The organism is Streptomyces sp. SudanB182_2057 (assembly GCF_964272715.1).
Taxonomy (GTDB): domain Bacteria; phylum Actinomycetota; class Actinomycetes; order Streptomycetales; family Streptomycetaceae; genus Streptomyces; species Streptomyces rubradiris.
The window spans coordinates 1,908,059-1,930,356 of sequence record NZ_OZ186798.1 but is presented as its reverse complement, the minus strand read 5'-3'; the positions used below and the strand labels follow the sequence as shown (position 1 = coordinate 1,930,356).

20 protein-coding genes are annotated in these 22,298 nt (G+C 71.0%); 11 read left to right on the top strand and 9 right to left on the bottom strand.

Annotated features, from left to right (window positions below; all coding sequences use genetic code 11):
* The first annotated feature begins 88 nt into the window (after positions 1–88).
* On the top strand, positions 89–2,527 hold the full coding sequence (locus tag ACSURM_RS08120; protein WP_436954291.1) for a DUF6185 family protein: 2,439 nt from the start codon (positions 89–91) through the stop codon (positions 2,525–2,527).
* A gap of 46 nt (positions 2,528–2,573) precedes the next feature.
* Here the strand turns inward: ACSURM_RS08120 and ACSURM_RS08115 are convergent, their stop codons facing one another.
* The gene (locus ACSURM_RS08115) at positions 2,574–4,250 is read right to left on the bottom strand and encodes an eCIS core domain-containing protein (protein ID WP_436954290.1); all 1,677 of its coding nucleotides are present in this window, start codon (positions 4,248–4,250) and stop codon (positions 2,574–2,576) included.
* Positions 4,251–4,440: 190 nt separating this feature from the next.
* Positions 4,441–4,872, bottom strand: a complete 432-nt coding sequence (locus tag ACSURM_RS08110) for a MerR family transcriptional regulator (RefSeq protein ID WP_436954289.1) — start codon at positions 4,870–4,872, stop codon at positions 4,441–4,443.
* A 395-nt stretch (positions 4,873–5,267) separates the two neighbouring features.
* Here ACSURM_RS08110 and ACSURM_RS08105 point away from each other — a divergent pair, with 395 nt between their 5' ends.
* Both ACSURM_RS08105 and ACSURM_RS08100 read left to right on the top strand, forming a co-directional pair.
* Complete coding sequence (locus ACSURM_RS08105) at positions 5,268–6,773, top strand: SulP family inorganic anion transporter (protein ID WP_436954288.1); 1,506 nt, start codon at positions 5,268–5,270, stop codon at positions 6,771–6,773.
* Positions 6,774–7,292: 519 nt separating this feature from the next.
* Positions 7,293–7,514, top strand: a complete 222-nt coding sequence (locus ACSURM_RS08100; RefSeq protein ID WP_436954287.1) for a hypothetical protein — start codon at positions 7,293–7,295, stop codon at positions 7,512–7,514.
* 138 nt (positions 7,515–7,652) lie between these two features.
* Here the strand turns inward: ACSURM_RS08100 and ACSURM_RS08095 are convergent, their stop codons facing one another.
* Positions 7,653–8,357, bottom strand: coding sequence for a glycerophosphodiester phosphodiesterase (locus ACSURM_RS08095; protein WP_436954286.1), 705 nt, complete (start codon positions 8,355–8,357; stop codon positions 7,653–7,655).
* A gap of 369 nt (positions 8,358–8,726) precedes the next feature.
* Between ACSURM_RS08095 and ACSURM_RS08090 the strand changes: the two genes are divergently transcribed.
* Entirely contained in the window at positions 8,727–9,641 is a 915-nt protein-coding gene (locus ACSURM_RS08090) for a HipA family kinase (protein ID WP_436954285.1), read from the top strand.
* A 60-nt stretch (positions 9,642–9,701) separates the two neighbouring features.
* Here the strand turns inward: ACSURM_RS08090 and aceB are convergent, their stop codons facing one another.
* A complete protein-coding gene (gene aceB / locus ACSURM_RS08085) occupies positions 9,702–11,327 on the bottom strand; it encodes a malate synthase A (protein WP_436954284.1) in 1,626 nt (541 codons plus the stop codon).
* Positions 11,328–11,511: 184 nt separating this feature from the next.
* Positions 11,512–12,120 (bottom strand): nucleotidyltransferase family protein, encoded by a 609-nt coding sequence (locus tag ACSURM_RS08080; RefSeq protein ID WP_436954283.1) that lies wholly within the window; start codon positions 12,118–12,120, stop codon positions 11,512–11,514.
* A 207-nt stretch (positions 12,121–12,327) separates the two neighbouring features.
* Between ACSURM_RS08080 and ACSURM_RS08075 the strand changes: the two genes are divergently transcribed.
* Complete coding sequence (locus tag ACSURM_RS08075; protein WP_436960987.1) at positions 12,328–12,615, top strand: DUF5955 family protein; 288 nt, start codon at positions 12,328–12,330, stop codon at positions 12,613–12,615.
* Positions 12,616–13,009: 394 nt separating this feature from the next.
* On the opposite strand, the gene ACSURM_RS08070 is transcribed toward ACSURM_RS08075, so the two are convergent.
* Positions 13,010–13,315 carry a DUF6234 family protein gene (locus ACSURM_RS08070; RefSeq protein WP_436954282.1) on the bottom strand — a complete coding sequence of 102 codons (306 nt, stop codon included), beginning with the start codon at positions 13,313–13,315 and terminating at the stop codon, positions 13,010–13,012.
* A 127-nt stretch (positions 13,316–13,442) separates the two neighbouring features.
* Entirely contained in the window at positions 13,443–14,240 is a 798-nt protein-coding gene (locus ACSURM_RS08065; RefSeq protein WP_436954281.1) for an IclR family transcriptional regulator, read from the bottom strand.
* A 291-nt stretch (positions 14,241–14,531) separates the two neighbouring features.
* Here ACSURM_RS08065 and allB point away from each other — a divergent pair, with 291 nt between their 5' ends.
* The 3 genes from allB to ACSURM_RS08050 all read left to right on the top strand — a co-directional run bounded on the left by allB (position 14,532) and on the right by ACSURM_RS08050 (position 17,961).
* Positions 14,532–15,869: an allantoinase AllB gene (gene allB, locus ACSURM_RS08060; protein WP_436954280.1), complete on the top strand. Its 1,338-nt coding sequence runs from the start codon at positions 14,532–14,534 to the stop codon at positions 15,867–15,869.
* 39 nt (positions 15,870–15,908) lie between these two features.
* A complete protein-coding gene (gene alc, locus ACSURM_RS08055) occupies positions 15,909–17,024 on the top strand; it encodes an allantoicase (protein WP_436954279.1) in 1,116 nt (371 codons plus the stop codon).
* Positions 17,025–17,148: 124 nt separating this feature from the next.
* Positions 17,149–17,961 carry an AIM24 family protein gene (locus ACSURM_RS08050; protein ID WP_030778076.1) on the top strand — a complete coding sequence of 271 codons (813 nt, stop codon included), beginning with the start codon at positions 17,149–17,151 and terminating at the stop codon, positions 17,959–17,961.
* 117 nt (positions 17,962–18,078) lie between these two features.
* Here ACSURM_RS08050 and ACSURM_RS08045 read toward each other — a convergent pair whose 3' ends face one another.
* Complete coding sequence (locus ACSURM_RS08045) at positions 18,079–18,474, bottom strand: ribonuclease domain-containing protein (RefSeq protein WP_436954277.1); 396 nt, start codon at positions 18,472–18,474, stop codon at positions 18,079–18,081.
* A gap of 90 nt (positions 18,475–18,564) precedes the next feature.
* Complete coding sequence (locus tag ACSURM_RS08040; RefSeq protein WP_289971959.1) at positions 18,565–18,765, bottom strand: hypothetical protein; 201 nt, start codon at positions 18,763–18,765, stop codon at positions 18,565–18,567.
* Between the two features lie 202 nt (positions 18,766–18,967).
* On the opposite strand from ACSURM_RS08040, the gene ACSURM_RS08035 reads away from it, so the two are divergent.
* The 3 genes from ACSURM_RS08035 (at position 18,968) to ACSURM_RS08025 (ending at position 22,205) form a co-directional block, all read left to right on the top strand.
* Positions 18,968–20,230 (top strand): sensor histidine kinase, encoded by a 1,263-nt coding sequence (locus ACSURM_RS08035; RefSeq protein ID WP_436954276.1) that lies wholly within the window; start codon positions 18,968–18,970, stop codon positions 20,228–20,230.
* Between the two features lie 384 nt (positions 20,231–20,614).
* Positions 20,615–21,322, top strand: coding sequence for a response regulator (locus ACSURM_RS08030; RefSeq protein ID WP_436954275.1), 708 nt, complete (start codon positions 20,615–20,617; stop codon positions 21,320–21,322).
* A gap of 145 nt (positions 21,323–21,467) precedes the next feature.
* On the top strand, positions 21,468–22,205 hold the full coding sequence (locus ACSURM_RS08025; RefSeq protein ID WP_391343951.1) for a GntR family transcriptional regulator: 738 nt from the start codon (positions 21,468–21,470) through the stop codon (positions 22,203–22,205).
* Positions 22,206–22,298: the final 93 nt, after the last annotated feature.

The following is a 22,298-nucleotide window of genomic DNA, read 5'->3' as shown; positions in this document are numbered from 1 at the left end:
CGCCCGGCGCATCGGCTGTCGGAGTGGACCTGCCCACGTCCGCTGCGCCACCGAAAGGCCGATGACCTCGCCGGGAGATCCTGACCTGGTGATCCGTCGCACTCTTGCCGGCCCGCTGCTCCTGCTGTTCTTGGTGCTGGCCGTCCTCGCCATGCCGGCCGGTACGGGTATGTCGTCCGCGGAAGCGGACGAGGCGGACACCTGCGGTCTGGAACAGGTGCGCGGCGTCAAAGTCACCGCGTCGGTGGATTTCGATCACCGGGGGCTCGACTACAGCAAAGTCACCAGTGTGATGGACATCGAGATCCCGGCGAGCTGGAAACACGCCGCGGATCTTCTGCTGGATCCTCGCGCGGCCGAGTACCGCCAGGCGCTTCGCTGCCTGCTGGGCAAGGGCCTGGAAGACAATCCTCTCGACTTCGACGAGCGGCGATCCAAGCCGCTGACAGTCGACTCCGACGGGAAGAAGGTGGCGGTTCACTACGAGGCCGTGGTCACGGTGCTGTGGCTCGGGGCGTTCCAGGTCGGCCCGTGGTCGCTGGAGGCAGGGCCGGACGTCTGGACCGTCCGGCTGAAGCCTCCGAAAAGGCTCAGCCAGGTGCCGTGGGCGAACGTGGAGGTCCAGACGGGCGGTCCCCGGGCATGGTCCGTCAGTCCGGAATCCGCCATCGGCAAGGACGGCACCGTACTGAAGTGGCAGAACAAGAAACCGAATGAATTCACGGTGAGTTTCCGTCCGCCGGCGGCGCAGCAATGGGATGCGAAGACGGTGTCGCCGAAGCACCCGTGGGAAGCCGTGGGGCTGGACAGCGGCTCCTCTGCGGCAGTCCACGTACTCAGGGGAGTTCTCCTGCTCATCGCGGCAAGGAAGCTCCGGCAGGGTCTCGCACGGCCTCCCGCCGACGACGAGAAGAAGGCACTCGGTGTACTGCGCTCCTGGGCGCTCTTGTCGACCGGGCTCGGGTTGCTCGTCTACATGGGTGACAACGTCCTCGATCTCGTACGGTCGACCTTCTTCCCATCGCATCCGACCGATGCGGTCTTCTCCTTGTTCTCGCTGCTGTTCCTCGGGGCCGCCTTGTGCGTCTTCGGGAAGCTTCCCAAGCCCTTGCTGGTGATCCCATGTTCCGTGGTCGTCGTCGTTGCAGGGCTCTTGGCCGGCTCCTGGCTGGCGCCGCTCGCGGTCGTGGCCGCGGTGTGCCTTTTCTGTACCGGTGCGGTCTTCTCGGTCCGACGCGTCCTGCGGATGATCGGCGGATCGTTGCCGTCATGGCTGGTGGTGTCTTTGCCCATCGCCCTCTCGGTCGTCACGGTTCTGTGGACATACCTGGTCTTCCGGGGCTTCTGGGACCGCATCAGTTGGCTTGCCGACACTCACTGGCCGACCTACGAGGGCAGGTTGCTCTGGCACTTCGACACCTGGTGGTGGGACTTTCCGCGCCGAGTTTTGCCGGATCTGTGGGACACGGCTTCTCTCGCTCTGCTCGCACTGGTCCCTTTGGGGGTCCTTCACGTGTGCCGTGCCGAGCGGAAAGACGGCAGTTCGTTCACGCCCACCGCCTCGGAGCAGTTCTTCCTCATGGTCGTCTTCACCTTGGTCGTGCCATCCGCAGGAGGAATCTACTTCGGGATCAGTGGTTACTTCGTCAGTGTCCTTCTCGGTCTCCTGTCGGCTTGGGCGCTGCTTTCCTGGGGGAGAAGAAGGGCTGTGCTGGCGCGGCCTGCGATCGGGAACCGCCTGTTGGGTCAAGTGGTTCCGATGGCCGACCGGTCGGAATTGCTGCGCATGGTCCGGCGTTACCGGGACCTGCAAGACTCCCTACACCGTTCAGGATCCGGAAAACCGGTCGAGACGACGGCGGATCGGGAGGCGATCGAGCGGGACATCGATCAGATGGACCGGTTCCTGCCCGAAGGGGTGAGGCTCATCGATGTGGCCTTCGCCTGCGGGCCCATGACCACATGGTGGGAGAACGCTCGCAAGTGCGCGATCATCGCCTGCTTCGTCGGTATTCCCGGGACGGGGTTGATGCTCTGGCACGACATGGTCGGCGGCCACGCCTGGGAAGTCACCATCGAGTACACCGAGGGGTTCGTCAGAATCATCCGGGACATTCTCGGATGGCAGTTGACCTGGGTGGGTGCGGCTTTCTTCATGGGAGCGCTGTGGCGGAGCCTCCCCGGCCGGTACGGGCCGACGAAGGCGTTCTACGTCGCCATCGTCTTCTCCGTCCCCGTCTGTACTCACCGACTGCTAGGTGAGCTCAGCGGACATGCTGTGCAGGAAACGATCGCGATCATTTCCGCCTTCGCGGCGGTGATGACCTTCACCGGCTTGGTCATGGATGCCCAGACATTCACGAGTGAGCGGCGCTACTGGCCTTCCAGAGCGGGTCTGATCATGTACGTCTACCAGATGCGTTTCGCTTCTGTGGGGTTCCTGGTCGGTCAGCTCGTCACGCTTGCCACCACCATCTGGGCAACCTTTCGGCACGGCGACGCCGGCGGCCGGAGTTCGAGCCCGTAGCACCGGGGGCAGCGGTCCGGCCCCCGGTGCCGACGACCCTCAAAGGTCAGAATCCCTCGTCCACGGACGAGTCGGAGAGATACGGCTCATCGGTCCGGTGCCGCGGATTCAGCTCGCTCGTGTTTCCCTTCTCCTGCATCCCGGTGAGAACGAGGCCGTTTCCTTGGAGATCAAACCCCCTTTCCCTGACGAGCCTCGTCATCTCCGCCTTCGCGGCAGCGTGGTCCTTCATCCATTGCGGCATTTCCCATCCCGGAAAGAAACCGCCATGGGATCCGGCCGTCGCGATCCGGTAGCCATTGGGTTCGGCGATGAACCTGTTGAATATCGCATGCGCCCAGTGGCAGGCTATGCAGTCGCGCTTCCTGCCGCCGATGGGCCAGTCCCTCAGACCTTCCGGATCCGGGTGCGGCTTCGCCTCCATCGCCGTCTTCACCCTGTCCAGCAGAGCCATCTCCCCGTGGATCTTTCCACCGCCTGGCGCCTTGTTCGCGGTGTTCGCCCACTGGAGCCGCTCAGGATCCCGCACCGCTTCCGCTATCGCCCGTAGATCGTCGGCGTGCTCCGCGTGTTCGTTCACATACCCGCCGTCGAGCAGGGACGTCAGCTTCCGCTCGTCGTGCCCGTCACTGCCCCGCACGGCCTGCTCGTTCAATCTGTTCGCTGCCGCGGTGCGCTTGCCGGCCTTCATCCCGGTGTTACCGGCGATGTGCACCTGTCCGTCGATCAAGGTGAGCGCGAGGTGGGGGCTACCGACAGCGGCCAGACTCATACTGCCGGGCTCATCGTATTTCGCACCCATCATGACGCGGGACATTCGATTCAGCATCCGGGTGGTGACGTCGACCTCGGAATGAACCTCGTCGCCCGCGGGCAGAGCGGCAGAAGGAGCTGTGACCCCGGCAGGTGCCGGCTTGCTCGGCACGTACTGCTGATACCCCACACTGGCGGCGTCCTTGCTGCTCTCCTGCGCCGTCTTCACCGGCCTGTATCCAGCGGGAGGTGGATCGTCCTTGAGGGTTTCCTCCTGGGCGTCCCACCAAGCTCCCTGAACGGCGACGGTCGCGGAGGGCGTGCCGCCCGCGGAGGCACCCACGGCGCCTTGGGACTCGTCCTCCCGAAGGGGCACGCCGGCGGACATGACGCGGCGCGCGTTCGCCTCCGCCTCCCGCTCGAACCGGTCCGACGGGTCGGACACTTTGAGACCGTCGCCGTTGTCCGTACCGGCGACAGGTCCTCGGCGCTGCTGGATGACGTGGGTGAGTTCGTGCGCGAGGGTGTGCTTGTCCCGGCCGCCCTCGCCGAGGACGACGTGGTTGCCGGAGGTGTAGGCGCGCGCGCCGACCTCGGCCGCGGATGCCTTCGCCGCGGCGTCGGCGTGGATCCGTACGTCGGAGAAGTCCGCGCCCAAGCGGGCCTCCATGTCGCTGCGGGTCGCCCCGTCCAGGGGCCGACCGCTGGTGCGCAGCACATCGTGGACGGCGGAGCGCTGCACGGCCGGCTGCCCGGTCCCGTGCTCGCAGTCGGCGCTGTGCCGGTGTTCCTCGGGCGGGGCCGACGGGAGTCCGGACCGCCGTAGCATCTGGACGACGGCACTGTTACCGACCGCGGCCTGCAAACCGAGGAAACCACGCGACTCCGCCGGCGATACGGATTCCGGGGTGCGGGAAGCGGTGCGGTTCTTGTTGGCCCCGGTGATTCTGGCGTTCTCGTGGTCGTGCAAGAGGGTGCCCTTCTGGCGCGGCTCGGTCGGTCCTACCTGCATACCCGATGGGGAATCGGCGGTGCCAGGTACGGACGGGCAACGTGAATTGACCGAAAGGGCAACAAGTGGCGTGGGGCGGTGGCCGCCCCGCTGTCCGTCATCCCGTCAGGCCGGCTCGGTACGGTCGCGCAGTCCTTCCTGCCCGACGTCACTCCGCGCGAGGTGTCCGAGTGCGAGCGGTCGGAGCGTTCTGCTCCAGGCGGGCGCCCAGGGTGGTGGCGAAGTCCTCGGCGCGGGCCAGCTGGACCCGCAGCTTCTCCACCTGCTCAGCCGCGGCCCGCTCGTAGGTCCGTACGCGCTCCAGCAGGGCCTCGCGCTCGTCGGCGTCGAGGGCGTCGCCGCTGTCCAGGCGGTCGGTGGCGGCCAGCAGGTCGCGCATCTGCTCCAGGGTGAAGCCGAGCGGCTTCATCCGGCGGATCACCATGAGCCGCGCGACATCGGTCTCGGTGTAGAGGCGGAATCCGCCCTGGGAGCGGGCGGAGGGAATGACCAGGCCGGTCTCCTCGTAGTGCCGGATGGTGCGCAGGGACAGCTCCGTCCGCGCGGCGACCTCGCCGATCTGCATGTGCTTGCCGTCCACGCCCGTGTCCCTGGCCCTTCCTGCCGTGGCAGGCCGCGTCCCGCGCGACCCCACCGGCCTCTACTCTAACGTTAGGGTAGAGTTGGGAGCGGTGAGGGTGGTCCCGCTGCCCCGCTGTTGCCGTTCCGGGGCCGATGGCGCCCCCGGCGAAGAACCGAGTCCCGCAGGAGAGAGCGTGCGCGAGCCCATGCCGCCGATCGCCGCCGCCTGCCCGCCGTGACCCTTCGCCCCCCGATGTGAGCTGCCCGGCCGCCCGTGCGCGCCGCCGCCTCACGTCCACCTTCCACGACTTCCGGCCCGTCCGCGGAGTGTCGGCCCGGCCCCGCCCCGCGCATCCCTCCCGCACGCCCTGGCTGCCGATGGGTGCGCCCGAACACGGACAGGTACACATCTCCTTGTCTTCCACCATCGCGACTCCCGCCGCGCGCCTGCGCGGCCTCAAGCCGGACTGGCTGAGCGATCCCAAGGTCTGGCGCACCGAGATCCTGGCCGGCCTGGTCGTCGGCCTGGCCCTGATCCCCGAGGCCATCTCGTTCTCGATCATCGCCGGTGTCGATCCGGCGATCGGCCTGTTCGCCTCCTTCACCATGGCGGTGACCATCTCGATCGTCGGCGGACGCCGTGCGATGATCTCCGCCGCCACCGGCGCGGTCGCGCTCGTCACCGCCCCCATGAACCGCGAACACGGCCTGGGCTACCTCGTCGCGACCGTCATCCTGGCCGGCCTCTTCCAGATCGTCCTCGGCGCGGTGGGCGTGGCCAGGCTGATGCGGTTCGTGCCCCGCTCGGTGATGACCGGCTTCGTCAACGCCCTCGCCATCATGATCTTCATGGCGCAGGTGCCGGAGATGCACGACGTGCCCTGGCCGGTCTACCCGCTGCTCGTGGGTGGCCTGGCGCTGATGGTGTTCTTCCCGAAGGTCACCAAGGTGATCCCGGCGCCGCTGGTGTCCATCGTCGTCCTCACCGTGATCACCGTCGCGGCCGGCATCGCCGTGCCGACCGTCGGCGACAAGGGCGAACTGCCGTCCTCGCTGCCGGTCCCGGGCCTGCCCGACGTGCCGTTCACGCTGGACACCCTGACCACCATCGCCCCCTACGCCCTCGCCATGGCGCTGGTCGGCCTGATGGAGTCGCTGATGACGGCCAAGCTCGTCGACGACATCACCGACACCCACTCCTCCAAGACCCGCGAGTCCATCGGACAGGGCATCGCCAACATCGTCACCGGCTTCTTCGGCGGCATGGGCGGCTGCGCCATGATCGGCCAGACCATGATCAACGTGAAGGTGTCCGGCGCCCGCACCCGCGTCTCCACCTTCCTCGCCGGTGTCTTCCTGATGGTGCTGTGCATCGTCTTCGGCCCGGTCGTCTCCGACATCCCCATGGCCGCCCTGGTCGCCGTCATGGTCATGGTCACCTTCGGCACCTTCGACTGGCACTCCATCGCCCCCAAGACGCTCAAGCGGATGCCGGCCGGCGAGATCGCCGTCATGGTCATCACCGTGATCGTCGTGGTCGCCACGTCCAACCTCGCCATCGGCGTCGTCGTCGGCTCGGTCACCGCCATGGTCATCTTCGCCAAGCGCGTCGCCCGCCTCGCCCACGTCACCGCCGTCACCGACCCCGACGGCCACACGGTCGTCTACCGGGTCACCGGCGAACTGTTCTTCGCCTCCTCCAACGACCTGGTCGGCCAGTTCGACTACGCGGGCGACCCCGAGAAGGTCGTCATCGACCTCTCGGCCGCGCACATCTGGGACGCGTCTTCCGTCGCCGCCCTGGACGCGATCGAGACCAAGTACAGGCAGCGCGGCAAAACCGTCGAGATCACCGGCCTGAACGACCCCAGCGCCGACCTCCACGGCAAGCTCAGCGGCGAACTCGCAGGCAGCCACTGACCCCCGCCCGTCCCACACCCACCGCACAGGGCCCCGGCCGCGGACCGGGGCCCTGTCGCTTTTCTGGCGCCCTGCGCCGCACACAGGGCCACGGCAGACGCCGAAGACCCCCGAGCCGCCCTCGTCGCTCACCACGTAGAGGGCGCGGGTGCCGGGTTGACGCGTTGATCGCGCTCTTGGGTGTTCCTCCCGCTGTCCACACCCTGTGCCGGATGCGGCGGGGAGAGCGCGCGGCCGGGCAGTCGACCTCTCCCTTGGAAGAGGCCGGTGCCGTCATGGGGTGTTGCGCCGGAATCACACTGGGGTGCCTGCTGTTTTACCCCACCAGGCGTTCCCTTGCGGGGGCATTTCAGACTCTTCGTCGCGGACCGGCGTGCCTTCTTCCTGGTGGGCCTCGTCCTCGCAGCGGTGGCCGGAGCCGTTTTCGGAAGTGTCTTCGCGACCCCGATCGGAGACGAGTTCGGCCTGGGCTCGAGCGGGGAACAGCTCGGTCCCCGCTCCAGAATCGTGCAGGGAGTGGTGACCGGGGCAGCGATCGCCCCCCTGCTCGGGACGGCGGCAGTGGCCTGGCCCCACCTCGTGATCGCACGGATCTACCTGACGCTGCGCTGTCACCTGCCCCGCGACCTGATGACGTTCCTGCGCGACGCCCACGAACACCGCGGCGTCCTGCGCCAGGTCGGCCCCGTCTACCAGTTCCGACACCTGGACCTGCAACGCCATCTCGCCGGACAACGCTGAACGCCGTACGTCGCAGGCGACCGCGTCCGTCTTGCCTTGCGCAGGGGAACACCTAAGGCGGGCTGCCGGAAGTCTCCACCCCGTGGCAGCCCACCAGACCCCGAGCCCGACGCCAGCGGGCCTTCGGGCCGTCCGGCGCTACGGTGCGGCTGTCACCACCGGTTCGCATGCGGTCCGGGCCCACTCCTTGTACGGCTCCACACGGTCGGTGAGTACCGCGTCCACGCCGGCGGCCTGCGCCTTCTCCCACGCCGGCGGCCAGTTCGCCGTCCAGGTGTAGACCTTGAGTCCGGCGGAGTGCCAGTCCCGGACCGTGCTGGGGGTGGCGAGGAACCGGGAGACGTTCAGCGAGGTGCCGTACCGTGCCGCTTCCTTGCCGGTGATCCGCGTCTTCTCATGGGTGAGCGCGGTGTGCAGTTCGGGTGCGGCCCGGCGCACGGCGTCGACCGCATCGGCGTTGAAGCTGTGCACGACGACATAGGGGGCTGCGCCGGTCGCGCGGATGACGGACAGCAGCGAATCCACCTGCGCGGGCGTCGGCGTCGGCTTCAGCTCCACCATCGCCGTGAGGCGACGCGCGGCCGTGAAGTCCAGGGCTTCCTTGAGGGCCGGCACCGGTTCGCCCCTCTTGGTGCGCAGGGCGCGTACCTGGGCGGCTGTCATCGTGGCGATGGGCCCTTGCCCGGTGGTGGTGCGGTCGACCGTCGGATCGTGCGAGAGGACCGGTACGCCGTCCTGGGTCCACCACACATCGAATTCCACGCCGCTCGCTCCGGCGTCGGCGGCGTCCCGCAGTCCTCGTAGCGTGTTCTCGTCCTCGGGAGTGCCGCGATGGCCGATCACCTGGGGCACCGTGCACCGTGACGCGGCAGCGGCGGCGGTGGTGTCCGCGGCTGCTGCGGTGTCTTCCGCCGTAGGCGACGAACAGGCGGTCATCACAGTGACAGCCGACGCCACAAGGGTCGCTATTCGAACCGATCTTCGCTTTGTCACCGGCCAACGGTAGCCCGTGCTTGGCCATGTTTGCTGGGAAGTGGTCCGGATCACTGGAACAGGACCGATGACCGGATTGCTCCTGATTGAGTGCGTGGTGACGCCTGCGTGGTGGGCCGGCTGTTCCTCCCCGGCTGTCACTCTTCGTTACTATGCTCACTTCATGCCGGAGGCCGGGAGCAGGAGGCGTACCGCCATCGACGGACTGCTGGGGAGACGATGCTGAGAGAAGTCACCGCCACCCGCTACATCCAGCCCCTCCGCTCCGGCGGCTCCGTCCCCGGTGTCGTAGAGGCCGATGACCTCGGCACGTACGTCGTCAAGTTCACCGGCTCCGCGCAGGGGCACAAGGCGTTGGTCGCCGAGGTGATCGTCGGGGAACTCGCCCGGGCGCTCGGGCTGCGCTTCCCGGAGCTGGTGCTCGTGCGCTTCGACCCGGTCATCGCCGCCGCCGAGCCGCATCAGGAGGTGCGGGACCTGCACGGTGCCAGCGCGGGGGTGAACCTCGGGATGGACTATCTGCCGGGGGCCCGGGACTTCACGCCGGAGGTCGCCCGGAGCTTCCCGGTGGACCCGCTGGAGGCCGGCCGGATCGTCTGGCTGGACGCGCTGACCGTCAACGTCGACCGTACGGTCCACAGCTCCAACCTGATGGTCTGGCCCACGCTCGGCACCGCCCCGGCCCGGCTCTGGCTCATCGACCACGGTGCCGCGCTCGTCTTCCACCATCGCTGGGACACCACGACCCCGGGCCGGCGCTACGACTTCCGGCACCACGCCCTCGGCCACTACCGCCCCGACGTGCGCGCCGCCGACGCGGAGCTGGCGCCCCGGGTGACCGAGGAGCTGCTGCGCGGGATCGTCGCCGAGGTGCCGGACGCCTGGCTCGCCGAGGACGCCGCCTTCGCCACGCCCGACGACGTGCGGGACGCCTACGTCGGCTATCTGCTGGACCGGGTGCGGCTCTCGGCCGAGTGGCTGCCCACCGACTTCCCGGGCCGCGAGCAGCTGGCGGCCGAGGAGGCCGCCCGCGCGGCCCGGACCCAGGCGGGCCGCCCGGACTGGCTGAAGCGGGTCCCCGACCTGCACGGCAAGCCGGCGGCCGAGCAGGACTGGTCGGCGCACCTGGGCTGAGCCGGGACACGGCGAAGGGCCCGGGGGAAGCCCCCGGGCCCGCTCGTGGCCGTGTGACGGTCAGCCGCGCAGCCGCTCGTACGCCGGCAGGGTGAGGAAGTCGGCGTAGTCCTCGTCCAGGGACACCTGGAGCAGCAGGTCGTGCGCCTCCTGCCAGTGGCCGGCCGCGAAGGCCTCCTCGCCGATCTCCTTGCGGATGGCGTCGAGTTCCTCGGCGGCGACCTTGCGGGCCAGCTCCGGGGTGACCTTCTCGCCGCCCGCGAACTCGACCCCGGCGTTGATCCACTGCCAGATCTGCGAGCGGGAGATCTCGGCGGTGGCCGCGTCCTCCATCAGGTTGAAGATGGCGACGGCGCCGAGCCCGCGCAGCCATGCCTCGATGTAACGGATGCCGACCTGGACGGCGTTGACCAGGCCGTCGTACGTCGGCTTGGCGTCGAGCGAGTCGATGGCGATCAGGTCGGCCGCCGCCACGCGCACGTCCTCGCGCAGCCGGTCCTTCTGGTTGGGCTTGTCGCCGAGGACCTTGTCGAAGGACTCCATGGCGATGGGCACGAGGTCGGGGTGGGCGACCCAGGAGCCGTCGAAACCGTCGTTCGCCTCACGGTCCTTGTCGGCGCGGACCTTCTCGAAGGCCACCTTGTTGACCTCCGGGTCCCTGCGGGACGGGATGAAGGCCGCCATGCCGCCGATGGCGTGCGCACCGCGCTTGTGGCAGGTGCGGACCAGGAGTTCGGTGTACGCCCGCATGAACGGGGCCGTCATCGTGACCGCGTTGCGGTCCGGGAGGACGAACTTGGCGCCGCCGTCACGGAAGTTCTTCACGATGGAGAACAGGTAGTCCCAGCGGCCGGCGTTCAGCCCGGAGGCGTGGTCGCGCAGTTCGTAGAGGATCTCCTCCATCTCGTACGCCGCCGTGATCGTCTCGATCAGGACGGTGGCGCGGATGGTGCCCTGCGGGATGCCGACGTAGTCCTGGGCGAAGACGAACACCTCGTTCCACAGCCGGGCTTCGAGGTGCGACTCGGTCTTGGGCAGGTAGAAGTACGGGCCCTTGCCGAGGTCGAGCAGCCGCTGGGCGTTGTGGAAGAAGTACAGGCCGAAGTCGACGAGGGCACCGGGGACCGGCGTGCCGTCGGCGTCGACGAGGTGCCGCTCGGCCAGGTGCCAGCCGCGCGGGCGCATGACGACGGTCGCCAGCTCCTCGTTCGGCCGCAGCGCGTACGACTTGCCGGTGCGCTCGTCGGTGAAGTCGATGTTGCGGGTGTAGGCGTCGATCAGGTTGAGCTGGCCGAGGACGACGTTCTCCCAGGTGGGCGCGGAGGCGTCCTCGAAGTCGGCGAGCCAGACCCGGGCGCCCGAGTTGAGCGCGTTGATGGTCATCTTCCGGTCGGTGGGCCCGGTGATCTCGACGCGCCGGTCGTTCAGCGCGGCCGGGGCCGGGGCGACCTTCCAGGAGTCGTCCGCGCGGACGGCGGCCGTCTCCGGCAGGAAGTCGAGGGTGGAGGTGCGGGCGATCTCGGCGCGGCGCTCGGCCCGGCGGGCGAGGAGTTCGTCACGGCGCGGGGTGAACCGCCGGTGCAGCTCCGCCACGAAGGCGAGCGCCGCGTCGGTGAGGACCTCCTCCTGCCGGGGCAGGGACTCGGCGTCGACGATGGCCAGCGGGGACGGCGCTGGTGCGGACATGAGCTGTCACTTCCTTCAGCGGTGGCACCGGGTGCCAAGAGGCACGAATAGGACAGACAGCGCCCACTGTGCGGTCGGACGCTTCTGAACAGTGGATAGTAGTTTCCTCATCGTGGAACTTCAATGGTGTGTTGACGTCGAGATTCTCTGAGTCGAGCGAAGGTGGCGCTGGGTGCCACCCCGTTCACTCAAGGTGGCTCAGGTCCGCCTCGGTGTCGATGTCGTACGGCTCGGCCACGTCCCCGCACTCCACGAGCCGCAGCTCCGCCCGGTGCGCCCGGAGATAGGCCCGGGCCCCGCGGTCGCCGGTGGCCGCCTCGGCGATGCCCGCCCAGTGCGCCGCGCCGAACAGCACCGGATGGCCGCGTACCCCGTCGTAGGCGGCCGAGACCAGCGACCGCTCGTCCCGGTAGGCGTCCAGCACCCGGGCCGCCGCGGCCGGTCCGATGCCGGGCTGGTCGACCAGGCCCGCCAGCGCCGCGCGCGCCCCCGTGCTGGCGAGCGAGGCCAGCCCCGCGCGCAGCGAGGAGCCCATGCCCTCGGCCCAGTCCGGGTTGTCCACCAGCACGCAGCCGTCCAGTTCGGCGCGGGCCCGCACCTCGTCCGCCGCCGCGCCCAGCACCACGTGGACCCGCCCGCACCCGGCCGCGCGCAGCACCCCCGCCGCGTGCTCGACCAGGGGCCGGCCCCGGTGCGTCAGCAGTGCCTTGGGGCGTCCGCCGAGCCGCCGGCCGCCGCCGGCGGCGAGCACCAGCCCCGCGACCTCCCCGTGAAGTTCCCGGTTCTCCGTCATGCCTCCTGCATACCCGGGACGATGGAAACCGGCCGCGCTCCGGTGGCCCGGCGGCGACGGAATCCGGCCGCGTGCGCGGTGCCGGTGCCGATGGGCTGAATTTCGGTCCGCGCTGTGGCGCACGGGCCCGCAGGTGGCGTTTACTGGCCCGCGCACAAGGGCGTGCCGACGGGGAGGGCTGCGTTGCGGAGCTTGGGGCAGAGGCCGGTGACCGGCGTCGACGAGGACCTGAGAGTGGCGGAATTGCGTACCGCCGTGTCCCGGCTGCGCCGCCAGCTCGCCGCGTTACCGGCGGACTTCCCCGACCGGGCGATAGCCGAGGACGAGCTGGCGTCCCTGGCCGCGATGGCCGCCGGAGGCGTCCCGGAGATCCCGCGGCTGCGCGCCTCCCTGCTGCTGATCGCCGGCGCGATCGGCTCGATGAGCGCGCTGGCCCGGGGGCTGTCGCAGGTACGCGCCGCCGTCGACCTGTTCGGCGAGCCGCCGCGGGCCTAGCCGGCCGCCGACAGATGTGTGGCCGGGCTCCGGCCGGGTTGTGAGGGGGCGTCGCCGGGTGGCGGCCGGGCGTCGGTCTGGCCGTGGCCGGGCTTCGGCTGGGGCGTGGCCACGGGGCGGCCGGGTCGCGTCGGACGTTGACCTGGGCCTGATCAGGTGTCGGCCGGGTCGTGATCAGGTGTCGGCCGGGGCCTGGCCAGACGTCGGTGCCGGACGGTCCGGTCGGGTGCCGGGGCGGTCGCGGGTCGGCCGGGGTGCGGTGCGGGGCCGTTCCGGATGGCTAGGTCAGTGGCTGTTCCGGCAGCCCGGTGCCGCCGGGATCTCGCGGCACCGCTGGTCCTCGCGGGACTGCCCCGCGCGGTCCCGCCGCCGACGATCAGGCAGACCAGGGCGGTCAGGCCTGGGCGACCACGGTCACGACGGCCCTGGCCCGCGCGGCGATCACGGCCGCCACGAGGGCGACCGCCCCGACCGCGCCGGCGGCGATCAGGTAGTTCCACAGCGGGTCGGCCGTGACGGTCGGCGCCGGGTCGAGGTCGACCCCGGAGAGCCCCCACAGGCCGAAGATCACGACCAGGGCGGTCAGTTCCAGGAACACCAGCCCGCATCCGGCACCGAGGCCGGTGCCCCGGTCGGCGGACCGGCGCGGCCCGGGGGTGCCGGTGGCGTCGAAGGCCGGCGGGGCGACGGGGAGATCCATGCCCGCCACCCTGCCCGCAGGGGTGTGCCGGGTGCATGGGTACGGCTACTCAGACGAACGCGGGGCAGCGGCCGGACGGCCTCCCCGGCGCCGAGCCGCTCCCCCCTGATTCCGGCCGGCCGCCAGGTCACCCCTGGTTCTGGCTGGCCAGGGCCACGGACAGTTCGCGGGCGATCTGCTGGAGCACCGGCACGATCTTCTCCGTGGCCGTCTCCGTGACCCGTCCGGCCGGCCCGGAGATGGAGATCGCCGCCGCCGTGGGGGAGTCGGGCACGGACACCGCGAGGCAGCGCACCCCGATCTCCTGCTCGTTGTCGTCCACCGCGTAGCCCATCCGGCGTACCTCCTCCAGCGCCGAGAGGAAGCCGTCCGGCGTGGTGATGGTCTTCTCGGTGGCCGCGGGCATGCCGGTGCGGGCCAGCAGCGCGCGCACCTCGTCGTCCGGGACCCCGGCGAGCAGCGCCTTGCCGACGCCGGTGGAGTGCGGCAGGACCCGCCGGCCCACCTCGGTGAACATCCGCATCGAGTGCTTCGACGGCACCTGGGCGACGTACACGATCTCGTCGCCGTCGAGCAGCGCCATGTTGGCCGTCTCGCCGGTCTCCTCCACCAGCCGGGCCAGGTACGGCCGGGCCCAGGTGCCGAGCAGCCGGGAGGCGGACTCGCCGAGGCGGATCAGGCGGGGGCCGAGCGCGTACCGCCGGTTGGCCTGCTGGCGCACGTAGCCGCAGGCGACCAGCGTGCGCATCAGGCGGTGGATGGTGGGCAGCGGCAGGCCGCTGGCCGCGGACAGCTCGCTCAGGCCCACCTCGCCGCCCGCGTCCGCCATCCGCTCGAGCAGGTCGAAGGCGCGCTCCAGGGACTGCACCCCGCCGGCGGCGGAGGGCTTCACGGAGTCGGTGGTGCTGGCGCTGGACGTCGGCACGGCGCGTTCCTTTCGGGACTGGCGGGAGAGCAGAAGCCTACCCGGCAGTCGGTTGACTCCCCGCTTGTACGTAGCTACGTTCTGCTTGTTGGAATTCTAATTCCGCTTTGTGGAAACGTCCAGAGCGGGTGGGTCTTGCATGCCACCACGAAGGGTGCCCCTTGACGGCGGAGTAGCGGAAGTGAAGACTCCTTCAACAGAACGTTGAAGTCCGTTACATGGGCGTAAATCCCGTTTCCTGGGCGCGAGTAGCGGCGGTCGTGAGTAACGGCGGTAGAGAGAGGGGTTCGGGTGTCCGACGCTGAACTGGTGCTGCGCTCGACGCGAGTGATCACTCCGGAGGGCACGCGGGCCGCCACGGTCACCGTGTCCGGCGGGAAGATCACGGCCGTCCTGCCCTACGACGCCGAGGTCCCGGCCACGGCCCGGCTGGAGGACGTCGGCGACCACGTGCTGCTGCCCGGCCTGGTCGACACCCACGTGCACGTCAACGACCCGGGCCGCACCGAGTGGGAGGGCTTCTGGACCGCCACCCGCGCGGCGGCGGCCGGCGGCATCACCACCCTGATCGACATGCCGCTCAACTCCCTCCCGCCCACCACCACGGTCGAGCACCTGCGGATCAAGCAGGACGTGGCCCGGGACAAGGCGCACATCGACGTCGGCTTCTGGGGTGGCGCCCTGCCCGACAACGTCAAGGACCTGCGCCCGCTGCACGACGCCGGCGTCTTCGGCTTCAAGGCCTTCCTCTCCCCGTCCGGCGTGGACGAGTTCCCGCACCTCGACCAGGACCAGCTCGCCCAGTCGATGGCCGAGATCGCCGGGTTCGACGGGCTGCTCATCGTGCACGCCGAGGACCCGCACCACCTGGCCGGCGCCCCCCAGCACGGCGGCCCCAAGTACGCCGACTTCCTCGCCTCCCGCCCGCGCGACGCCGAGGACACCGCCATCGCGAACCTCATCGCGCAGGCCCGGCGCCTGAACGCCCGTGTGCACGTGCTGCACCTGTCCTCCAGCGACGCTCTGCCGCTGATCCGCGCCGCCCGCGCCGAGGGCGTGCGCGTCACGGTGGAGACCTGCCCGCACTACCTCGCCTTCACCGCCGAGGAAGTCCCGGACGGCGCCAGCGAGTTCAAGTGCTGCCCGCCCATCCGCGAGTCCGCCAACCAGGACCTGCTGTGGGAGGCGCTGGCCGACGGCACCATCGACTGCGTGGTCACCGACCACTCGCCCTCCACCGCCGACCTGAAGACCGACGACTTCGCCACCGCCTGGGGCGGCATCGCCGGCCTCCAGGTGAGCCTGCCGGCGGTGTGGACCGAGGCCCGCAAGCGCGGCCACACCCTGGAGGACGTCGTGCGCTGGATGTCGGCGCGGACCGCGGAGCTGGTCGGCCTGACCCAGAAGGGCGCCATCGAGGCCGGCCGCGACGCCGACTTCGCCGTCCTCGCCCCCGACGAGACCTTCACCGTCGACCCGGCCGGCCTCCAGCACCGCAACCGGGTCACCGCCTACGCCGGCAGGACCCTGTACGGCGTCATCAAGTCCACCTGGCTGCGCGGCGAACGCATCGTCGCCGACGGCGAGTTCACCGAACCGAAGGGGACGCTGCTCAGCCGGACCCGCTGAATCCCACCCACCGAGCCTCGAAAGGAAGAACTGATCACCGTGACGGCGACACCCAGCTTCACCGGCGACGCGAACCCCTACGGAGGCGGCGACCCGTACGCGGACTACCGCACCGCCGACTTCCCCTTCACCCAGTACGCCAACCTCGCCGACCGGCAGCTCGGCGCCGGTGTCATCGCCGCCAACGACGAGTTCTTCGCCCAGCGGGAGAACCTGCTGGTGCCCGAGCGGGCCGAGTTCGACCCCGAGCACTTCGGCCACAAGGGCAAGGTCATGGACGGCTGGGAGACCCGCCGCCGCCGCGGCGTCTCCGCCGAGCACCCCTGGCCCACCGCCGAGGACCACGACTGGGCGCTGGTCCGCCTCGGCGCGCCCGGGGTGATCCGCGGCATCGTGATCGACACCGCCCACTTCCGCGGCAACTACCCGCAGGCCGTCTCCGTCGAGGGCGCCTGCGTACCCGGCTCGCCGTCGCCCGAGGAGCTGCTCGGCGACGACGTGAAGTGGACCACCCTCGTCCCGCGCACCCCGGTCGGCGGCCACGCGGCCAACGGCTTCGAGGTCACCGTCGAGCAGCGCTTCACCCACCTGCGGATCAACCAGCACCCCGACGGCGGCATCGCCCGCCTGCGGGTGTACGGCGAGGTCGTCCCGGACCCCGAGTGGCTGGCGGCCCTCGGCACCCTCGACGTGGTCGCGCTGGAGAACGGCGGCCAGGTCGAGGACGCCTCCAACCTCTTCTACTCGCCGGCCACCAACACCATCCAGCCGGGCCGCTCGCGCAAGATGGACGACGGCTGGGAGACCCGCCGCCGCCGCGACCAGGGCAACGACTGGATCCGCTACCGGCTCGTGGCCCAGTCCGCGATCCGCGCCGTCGAGATCGACACCGCCTACCTGAAGGGCAACAGCGCCGGCTGGGCGTCGGTGTCCGTCCGGGACGGCGAGGACGGCGAGTGGACCGAGGTCCTGCCGCGCACCCGGCTCCAGCCCGACACCAACCACCGCTTCGTCCTGCCCGAGGCGGCGGTCGGCACGCACGCGCGGATCGACATCTTCCCCGACGGCGGCATCTCCCGGCTGCGCCTGTTCGGCTCGCTGACCGAGCGCGGCGCGAGCGGCCTGGCCGCCCGCCACCAGGAGCTGGGCGGCTGATCCCCGCTCACGCGCGCGTGGGGCGCCCCGGCCGGACAGCACCGGGGCGCCCCCGCGTCACCCTTGCGGACCCGCGTACCGCCGGTCCGGAACTCTTCCGTCCGCCTGACGCGTTCTCCCTCACGTGACCCTTCAGCAAGAGATCGTCGGCAACGCCATGCAGATGGCGGTCGTCAACCTGCGTCCCGGCCAGACCGTGTACTGCGAGGCCGGGAAGTTCCTGTTCAAGACGGCGAACGTGACCATGGAGACCCGGCTGTCCGGCCCGTCGGGCGGCGGCGGACAGCAGCAGGGCGGCTCCGGAGGCATGGGCGGGCTGCTGCGCCAGGCCATGGGCACCGCCATGCAGGTCGGGCAGCGCATGCTCGCCGGTGAGTCGCTGGCCTTCCAGTACTTCACCGCCCAGGGCGGCGAGGGCACGGTCGGCTTCGCGGGCGTGCTCCCCGGGGAGATGCGCGCCCTGGAGCTGGACGGCACGCGCGCGTGGTTCGCCGAGAAGGACGCCTTCGTGGCCGCCGAGTCCAGCGTCGAGTTCGGTATCGCCTTCGCCGGCGGGCGTACCGGCATGAGCGGCGGCGAGGGCTTCATCCTGGAGAAGTTCACCGGGCAGGGCACGGTGATCATCGCCGGCGCGGGCAACTTCATCGACCTGAACCCGGCGGACTTCGGCGGCCGGATCGAGGTCGACACCGGCTGTGTGGTCGCCTTCGAGGAGGGCATCCAGTACGGCGTCCAGCGCGTCGGCGGCCTCAACCGCCAGGGGATCATGAACGCCGTCTTCGGCGGTGAGGGCCTGTCCCTGGCCACCCTGGAGGGCAACGGCCGGGTGATCCTCCAGTCCCTCACCATCGAGGGCCTGGCCAACGCCCTGAAGAAGGCCCAGGGCGGCGACAAGCAGGGCCCGACCGGCGGACTGTTCTCCACGCACGCCGGCTGAGCCACCCGCCGTGCCGGCCGAGCCGCCCGCCCGCCGTGCCGGCCGGGGCCCGGCCCGCGGCGGGCCGGGCCCCGTGGTGTCGCGCCGTTCCTCGGGCCGGCCCCGTGGGGGAGGGGCTCAGCAGCCGTAGTTGATCAGCTTGAACGAGGCGTAGTGGTCCGCCGTGTAGTAGTCCTCCTGGTACTTCTGCCCGGTGACGATGCGCCGGGCGCCACGGGTGGAGGAGCCCGGAGTGATCACGGTGTACTCGTGGTAGTAGCCGGACGTGTGGCTGGGCAGGATGCCTTCCCGGTTCTGGAAGACGCTCCCGTCCTGCGAGTACGGATACGGGCCGCCCTGTTCGATCAGGTCCAGGGTGTCGTGCGCCTGGGACGGCAGACCGCCGTAGCAGATGCTGCCGACCGCGGCCGTCGCCGCGTCCGCCGTGGTGGCCGTGACGGTGCCGCCTGCGAGGAGGGCGGACAGGAGGGCGGCCGCTGCACCGATGCGCGTCGCGCGTGGGGGGAATCTCATGACGTCATCATGACGCGCGTAGAACATGGCATGTCAATGTCAATCACGCGATGTTTTCCGGCGCGCCCGATGATTTTTCCCGGGGTTAACCTACGGCCGTTTCCGGCTGTCCGCCGCCGCGAACAGGGCGAGCGCCAGCACCACGAGCGCCACGCTCGCGTAGACCTCGTAGCCGTCGAGGAAGCCGAGGCGCCGCACCAGGCCCACCCGCCAGTCGGTGAACTCGTGCACCAGGCCCATGACCCCCTGCACCAACGCGATGAATCCGAGAAGTTCCAGTAGCTGCTTCACCCGGCGACTCTCGCCCGGCGGCGCCTTCCCGCGCATCGGCCGCGCGGCGAGCGCGCGCCGCCGGAAGACTCCGTCCGGCGGCGGCGGACCACGCCGAAAGTTCGCCGGCGACGCGACTTCGGTCGGTGCCGCCGGTCGTACGGTCGACGATCCCCGGCCCGGGGCGGCGGCGGAGCGCGGACCCCGCATAGATTGGCCGACCGTGAGCGATGACGAACGGACGCGGGCGCCGGGCGGGTTCACGGGTCGCCGGTGGCTGTTCCCGTCCGCGCTGATCCATGAGCTGGACCCGGAGGCCGGGTCCTCGAGGCGACGGCCCCGGCGCACCGCGCGGGACTGGGTCGTCGACTTCTCCTGCTTCCTCCTGGCCGTCCTCGTCGGCCTGCTGGCGGCCCGGTCCCTGCCCGAGGAGGCCGGCCTGCCGCGCTCCCTCGCCACCCTCGACCAGGTGCTGGGCGCCCTGTCCTGCGCCGCCGTCTGGCTGCGCCGCCGGTGGCCGGTCGGGCTCGCCGTCGCGATGATCCCGGTCGGCCTGCTGTCCAACTGCTCGGGCGGCGCGGGCGTGATCGCCCTGTTCACGCTCGCCGTGCACCGGCCCTTCCGGTACGTCGCCTGGATCGGCGGCGCCGGCCTCGCGCTGGTGCCGCTGCTGTACCGGGTGCGGCCCGACCCCGACCTGCCCTACGCCGGCGTCGTCATGTTCACCACACTGCTCACCGTGTCGATCACCGGCTGGGGCATGTTCGTCCGCTCCAAGCGGATGCTGATGCTCAGCCTCAGGGACCGGGCGCACCGGGCGGAGACCGAGGCCAGGCTGCGCGCCGAGCAGGCGCAGCGGCTGGCCCGTGAGGCCATCGCCCGCGAGATGCACGACGTGCTCGCCCACCGGCTCACCCTGCTCAGCGTGCACGCGGGCGCCCTGGAGTTCCGGCCGGACGCGCCCCGCGAGGAGATCGCGCGGGCCGCCGGGGTGATCCGGGAAAGCGCGCACGAGGCGCTGCAGGACCTGCGGGAGATCATCGGCGTACTGCGGGCCGGCGACACCGAGGAGCCCTCCGGCGGGCGGCCCCAGCCGACGCTGGCCGCGCTGGACACCCTGGTCGCCGAGTGCCGCGAGGCCGGGATGAAGGTCACCCTGGACCATCGCGTCGCCGACCCGGCCGCCGTCCCCGCCTCCGTCGGCCGCACCGCCTACCGCATCGCCCAGGAGGCCCTGACCAACGCCCGCAAGCACGCCCCCGGCACCGAGGTCGCCGTCCGTCTGTCCGGCGCCCCCGGCGACGGCCTGACGATCACCGTCACCAACCCGGCACCGCCCGCCGAGGTCCCGCCGGTCCCCGGCTCCGGCCAGGGCCTGATCGGCCTCACGGAACGCGCCACCCTGGCGGGCGGCAGCCTCCGCCACGGCACGCGACCCGACGGAGGCTTCGAGGTCCGGGGGCGGCTGCCGTGGCCGCGGGGGTGAGGGGGGCCTTGAGGGCGGCCGCTCCGGGCCGGGGATGCTCCGGGGCCCTTCGTCGTGGGCCGGGCGCGTTTCGGGCTTCCCTCCCGGTTGCGGGGCCCTCGGGATTCCGTCCCGGTTGCGGGTGCCTTGGAGATCCGCTGCCCGGGGCCGTGCATCGCGGATCCGTCCCGGTTGCGGGTACCCCGGGGATCCGCCGTACGGGGCTCGGGGTGTTTCGGAGATCCGCCCGTGCCGGGCTGCGGGGCCCTCGGGAATCCGTCCCGGATCGCGGGCCCCTCGGAAATGCCGTCCAGGACCGCCGATGCCTCGGGGAGCCGTCGGCCCGGTCCGCGGATGTTGCGGGGAACCGTCGGCCCGGTCCGCCGGTCGTGATTACGTGACCCCATGACTGCGACGCCGATCAGACTGCTCCTCGTGGACGACGACCCCTTGGTACGCGCCGGTCTGGCGCTGATGATCGGCGGGGCCGGGGACATCGAGGTCGTCGGGGAGGCCGCCGACGGCGCGGAGGCCGAGGAACTGGTGCGGCGGACCCGGCCGGACGTCGTCCTCATGGACATCCGGATGCCGGCGGTGGACGGGATCACCGCGACCCGGCGGCTGCGCGCGCGGCCGGACGCGCCGCAGGTCGTGGTGCTCACCACCTTCCACGCCGACGAACAGGTGCTGCACGCGATGCGCGCCGGTGCCGCCGGCTTCGTGCTGAAGGACACCCCGCCCGCCGAGATCGTCGACGCCGTGCGCCGGGTCGCCGCGGGCGACCCGGTGCTGTCGCCCGCGGTCACCCGGCAACTGATGCGGCACGCGGCCGGCGCCGCCGACGCCCGGCAGACCCGGGCGCGCGAACGGCTGGCCGTCCTGGGCGACCGCGAGCGCGAGGTCGCCGTCGCCGTCGGGCGCGGGCTCGCCAACGCGCGGATCGCCGCCGAGCTGTTCCTGAGCGTGGCCACCGTCAAGGCCCACGTATCCCGTGTCCTCGCCAAGCTCGGCCTCGACAACCGGGTGCAGATCGCGCTCCTGGTCTACGACGCGGGGCTGCTGGACGGCGAGGGCGACGGCGGCGAGGGCGGGGGCGACGGCGGTTTCTCCTAGGGCGCCGCCTGGCGCCGGTCGCCGGAAATCGCCGCCGGAACCGACCGGCCCCGACTATGTCCGGACAACCTGACTACACGACTTCCCGTCAACCAGGCGCCGGACTACGCTCGGCCCCGTGCCGAAACCAGATGTGGGCCCGACCGTGGCGCTCGACCTCCGCGTGGACCGTAGCTCCCCGGTGCCGTTGTACTTCCAGCTCTCCCAGCAGCTGGAGTCCGCCATCGAGCACGGCAGTCTCACCCCGGGCAGCCTGCTGGGCAACGAGATCGAGCTGGCCGCGCGGCTCGGGCTGTCCCGGCCGACCGTCCGCCAGGCCATCCAGGCCCTCGTCGACAAGGGGCTCCTGGTCCGGCGCCGGGGCGTGGGCACCCAGGTCGTGCACAGCCAGGTCAAGCGCCCGCTGGAACTCAGCAGCCTCTACGACGACCTGGAGGCGGCCGGCCAGCGCCCCGCCACCCGGGTGCTGGTCAACACGGTCGTACCGGCCCCCGCCGAGGTCGCCGCCGCGCTCGGCCTCCCCGAGGGCGACGACGTGCACCGCGTCGAACGGCTCCGCCTCGCCCACGGCGAACCCATGGCCTACCTGATCAACCACCTGCCGACGGGCCTGCTCGACCTGGACACCGGCCAACTGGAGACCACCGGCCTGTACCGGCTGATGCGGTCCGCCGGGATCACCCTGCACAGCGCCCGCCAGGCCATCGGTGCCCGGGGCGCCACCGCCGCCGAGGCCGAGCGGCTGACCGAGCCCGAGGGCGCCCCGCTGCTGACCATGCGGCGCACCACCTACGACGACACCGGCCGCGCGGTGGAGCTGGGCGACCACACCTACCGGCCGAGCCGCTACTCCTTCGAGTTCCAGCTGCTGGTACGGCCTTGATCAGATCCGTGTATTCGATGAGATGTCCGGACAAAGCGACCGTTCCCCGGTCCCCGGTCGTGCCATACACGGTCGGCATGTCCGATACTGAAG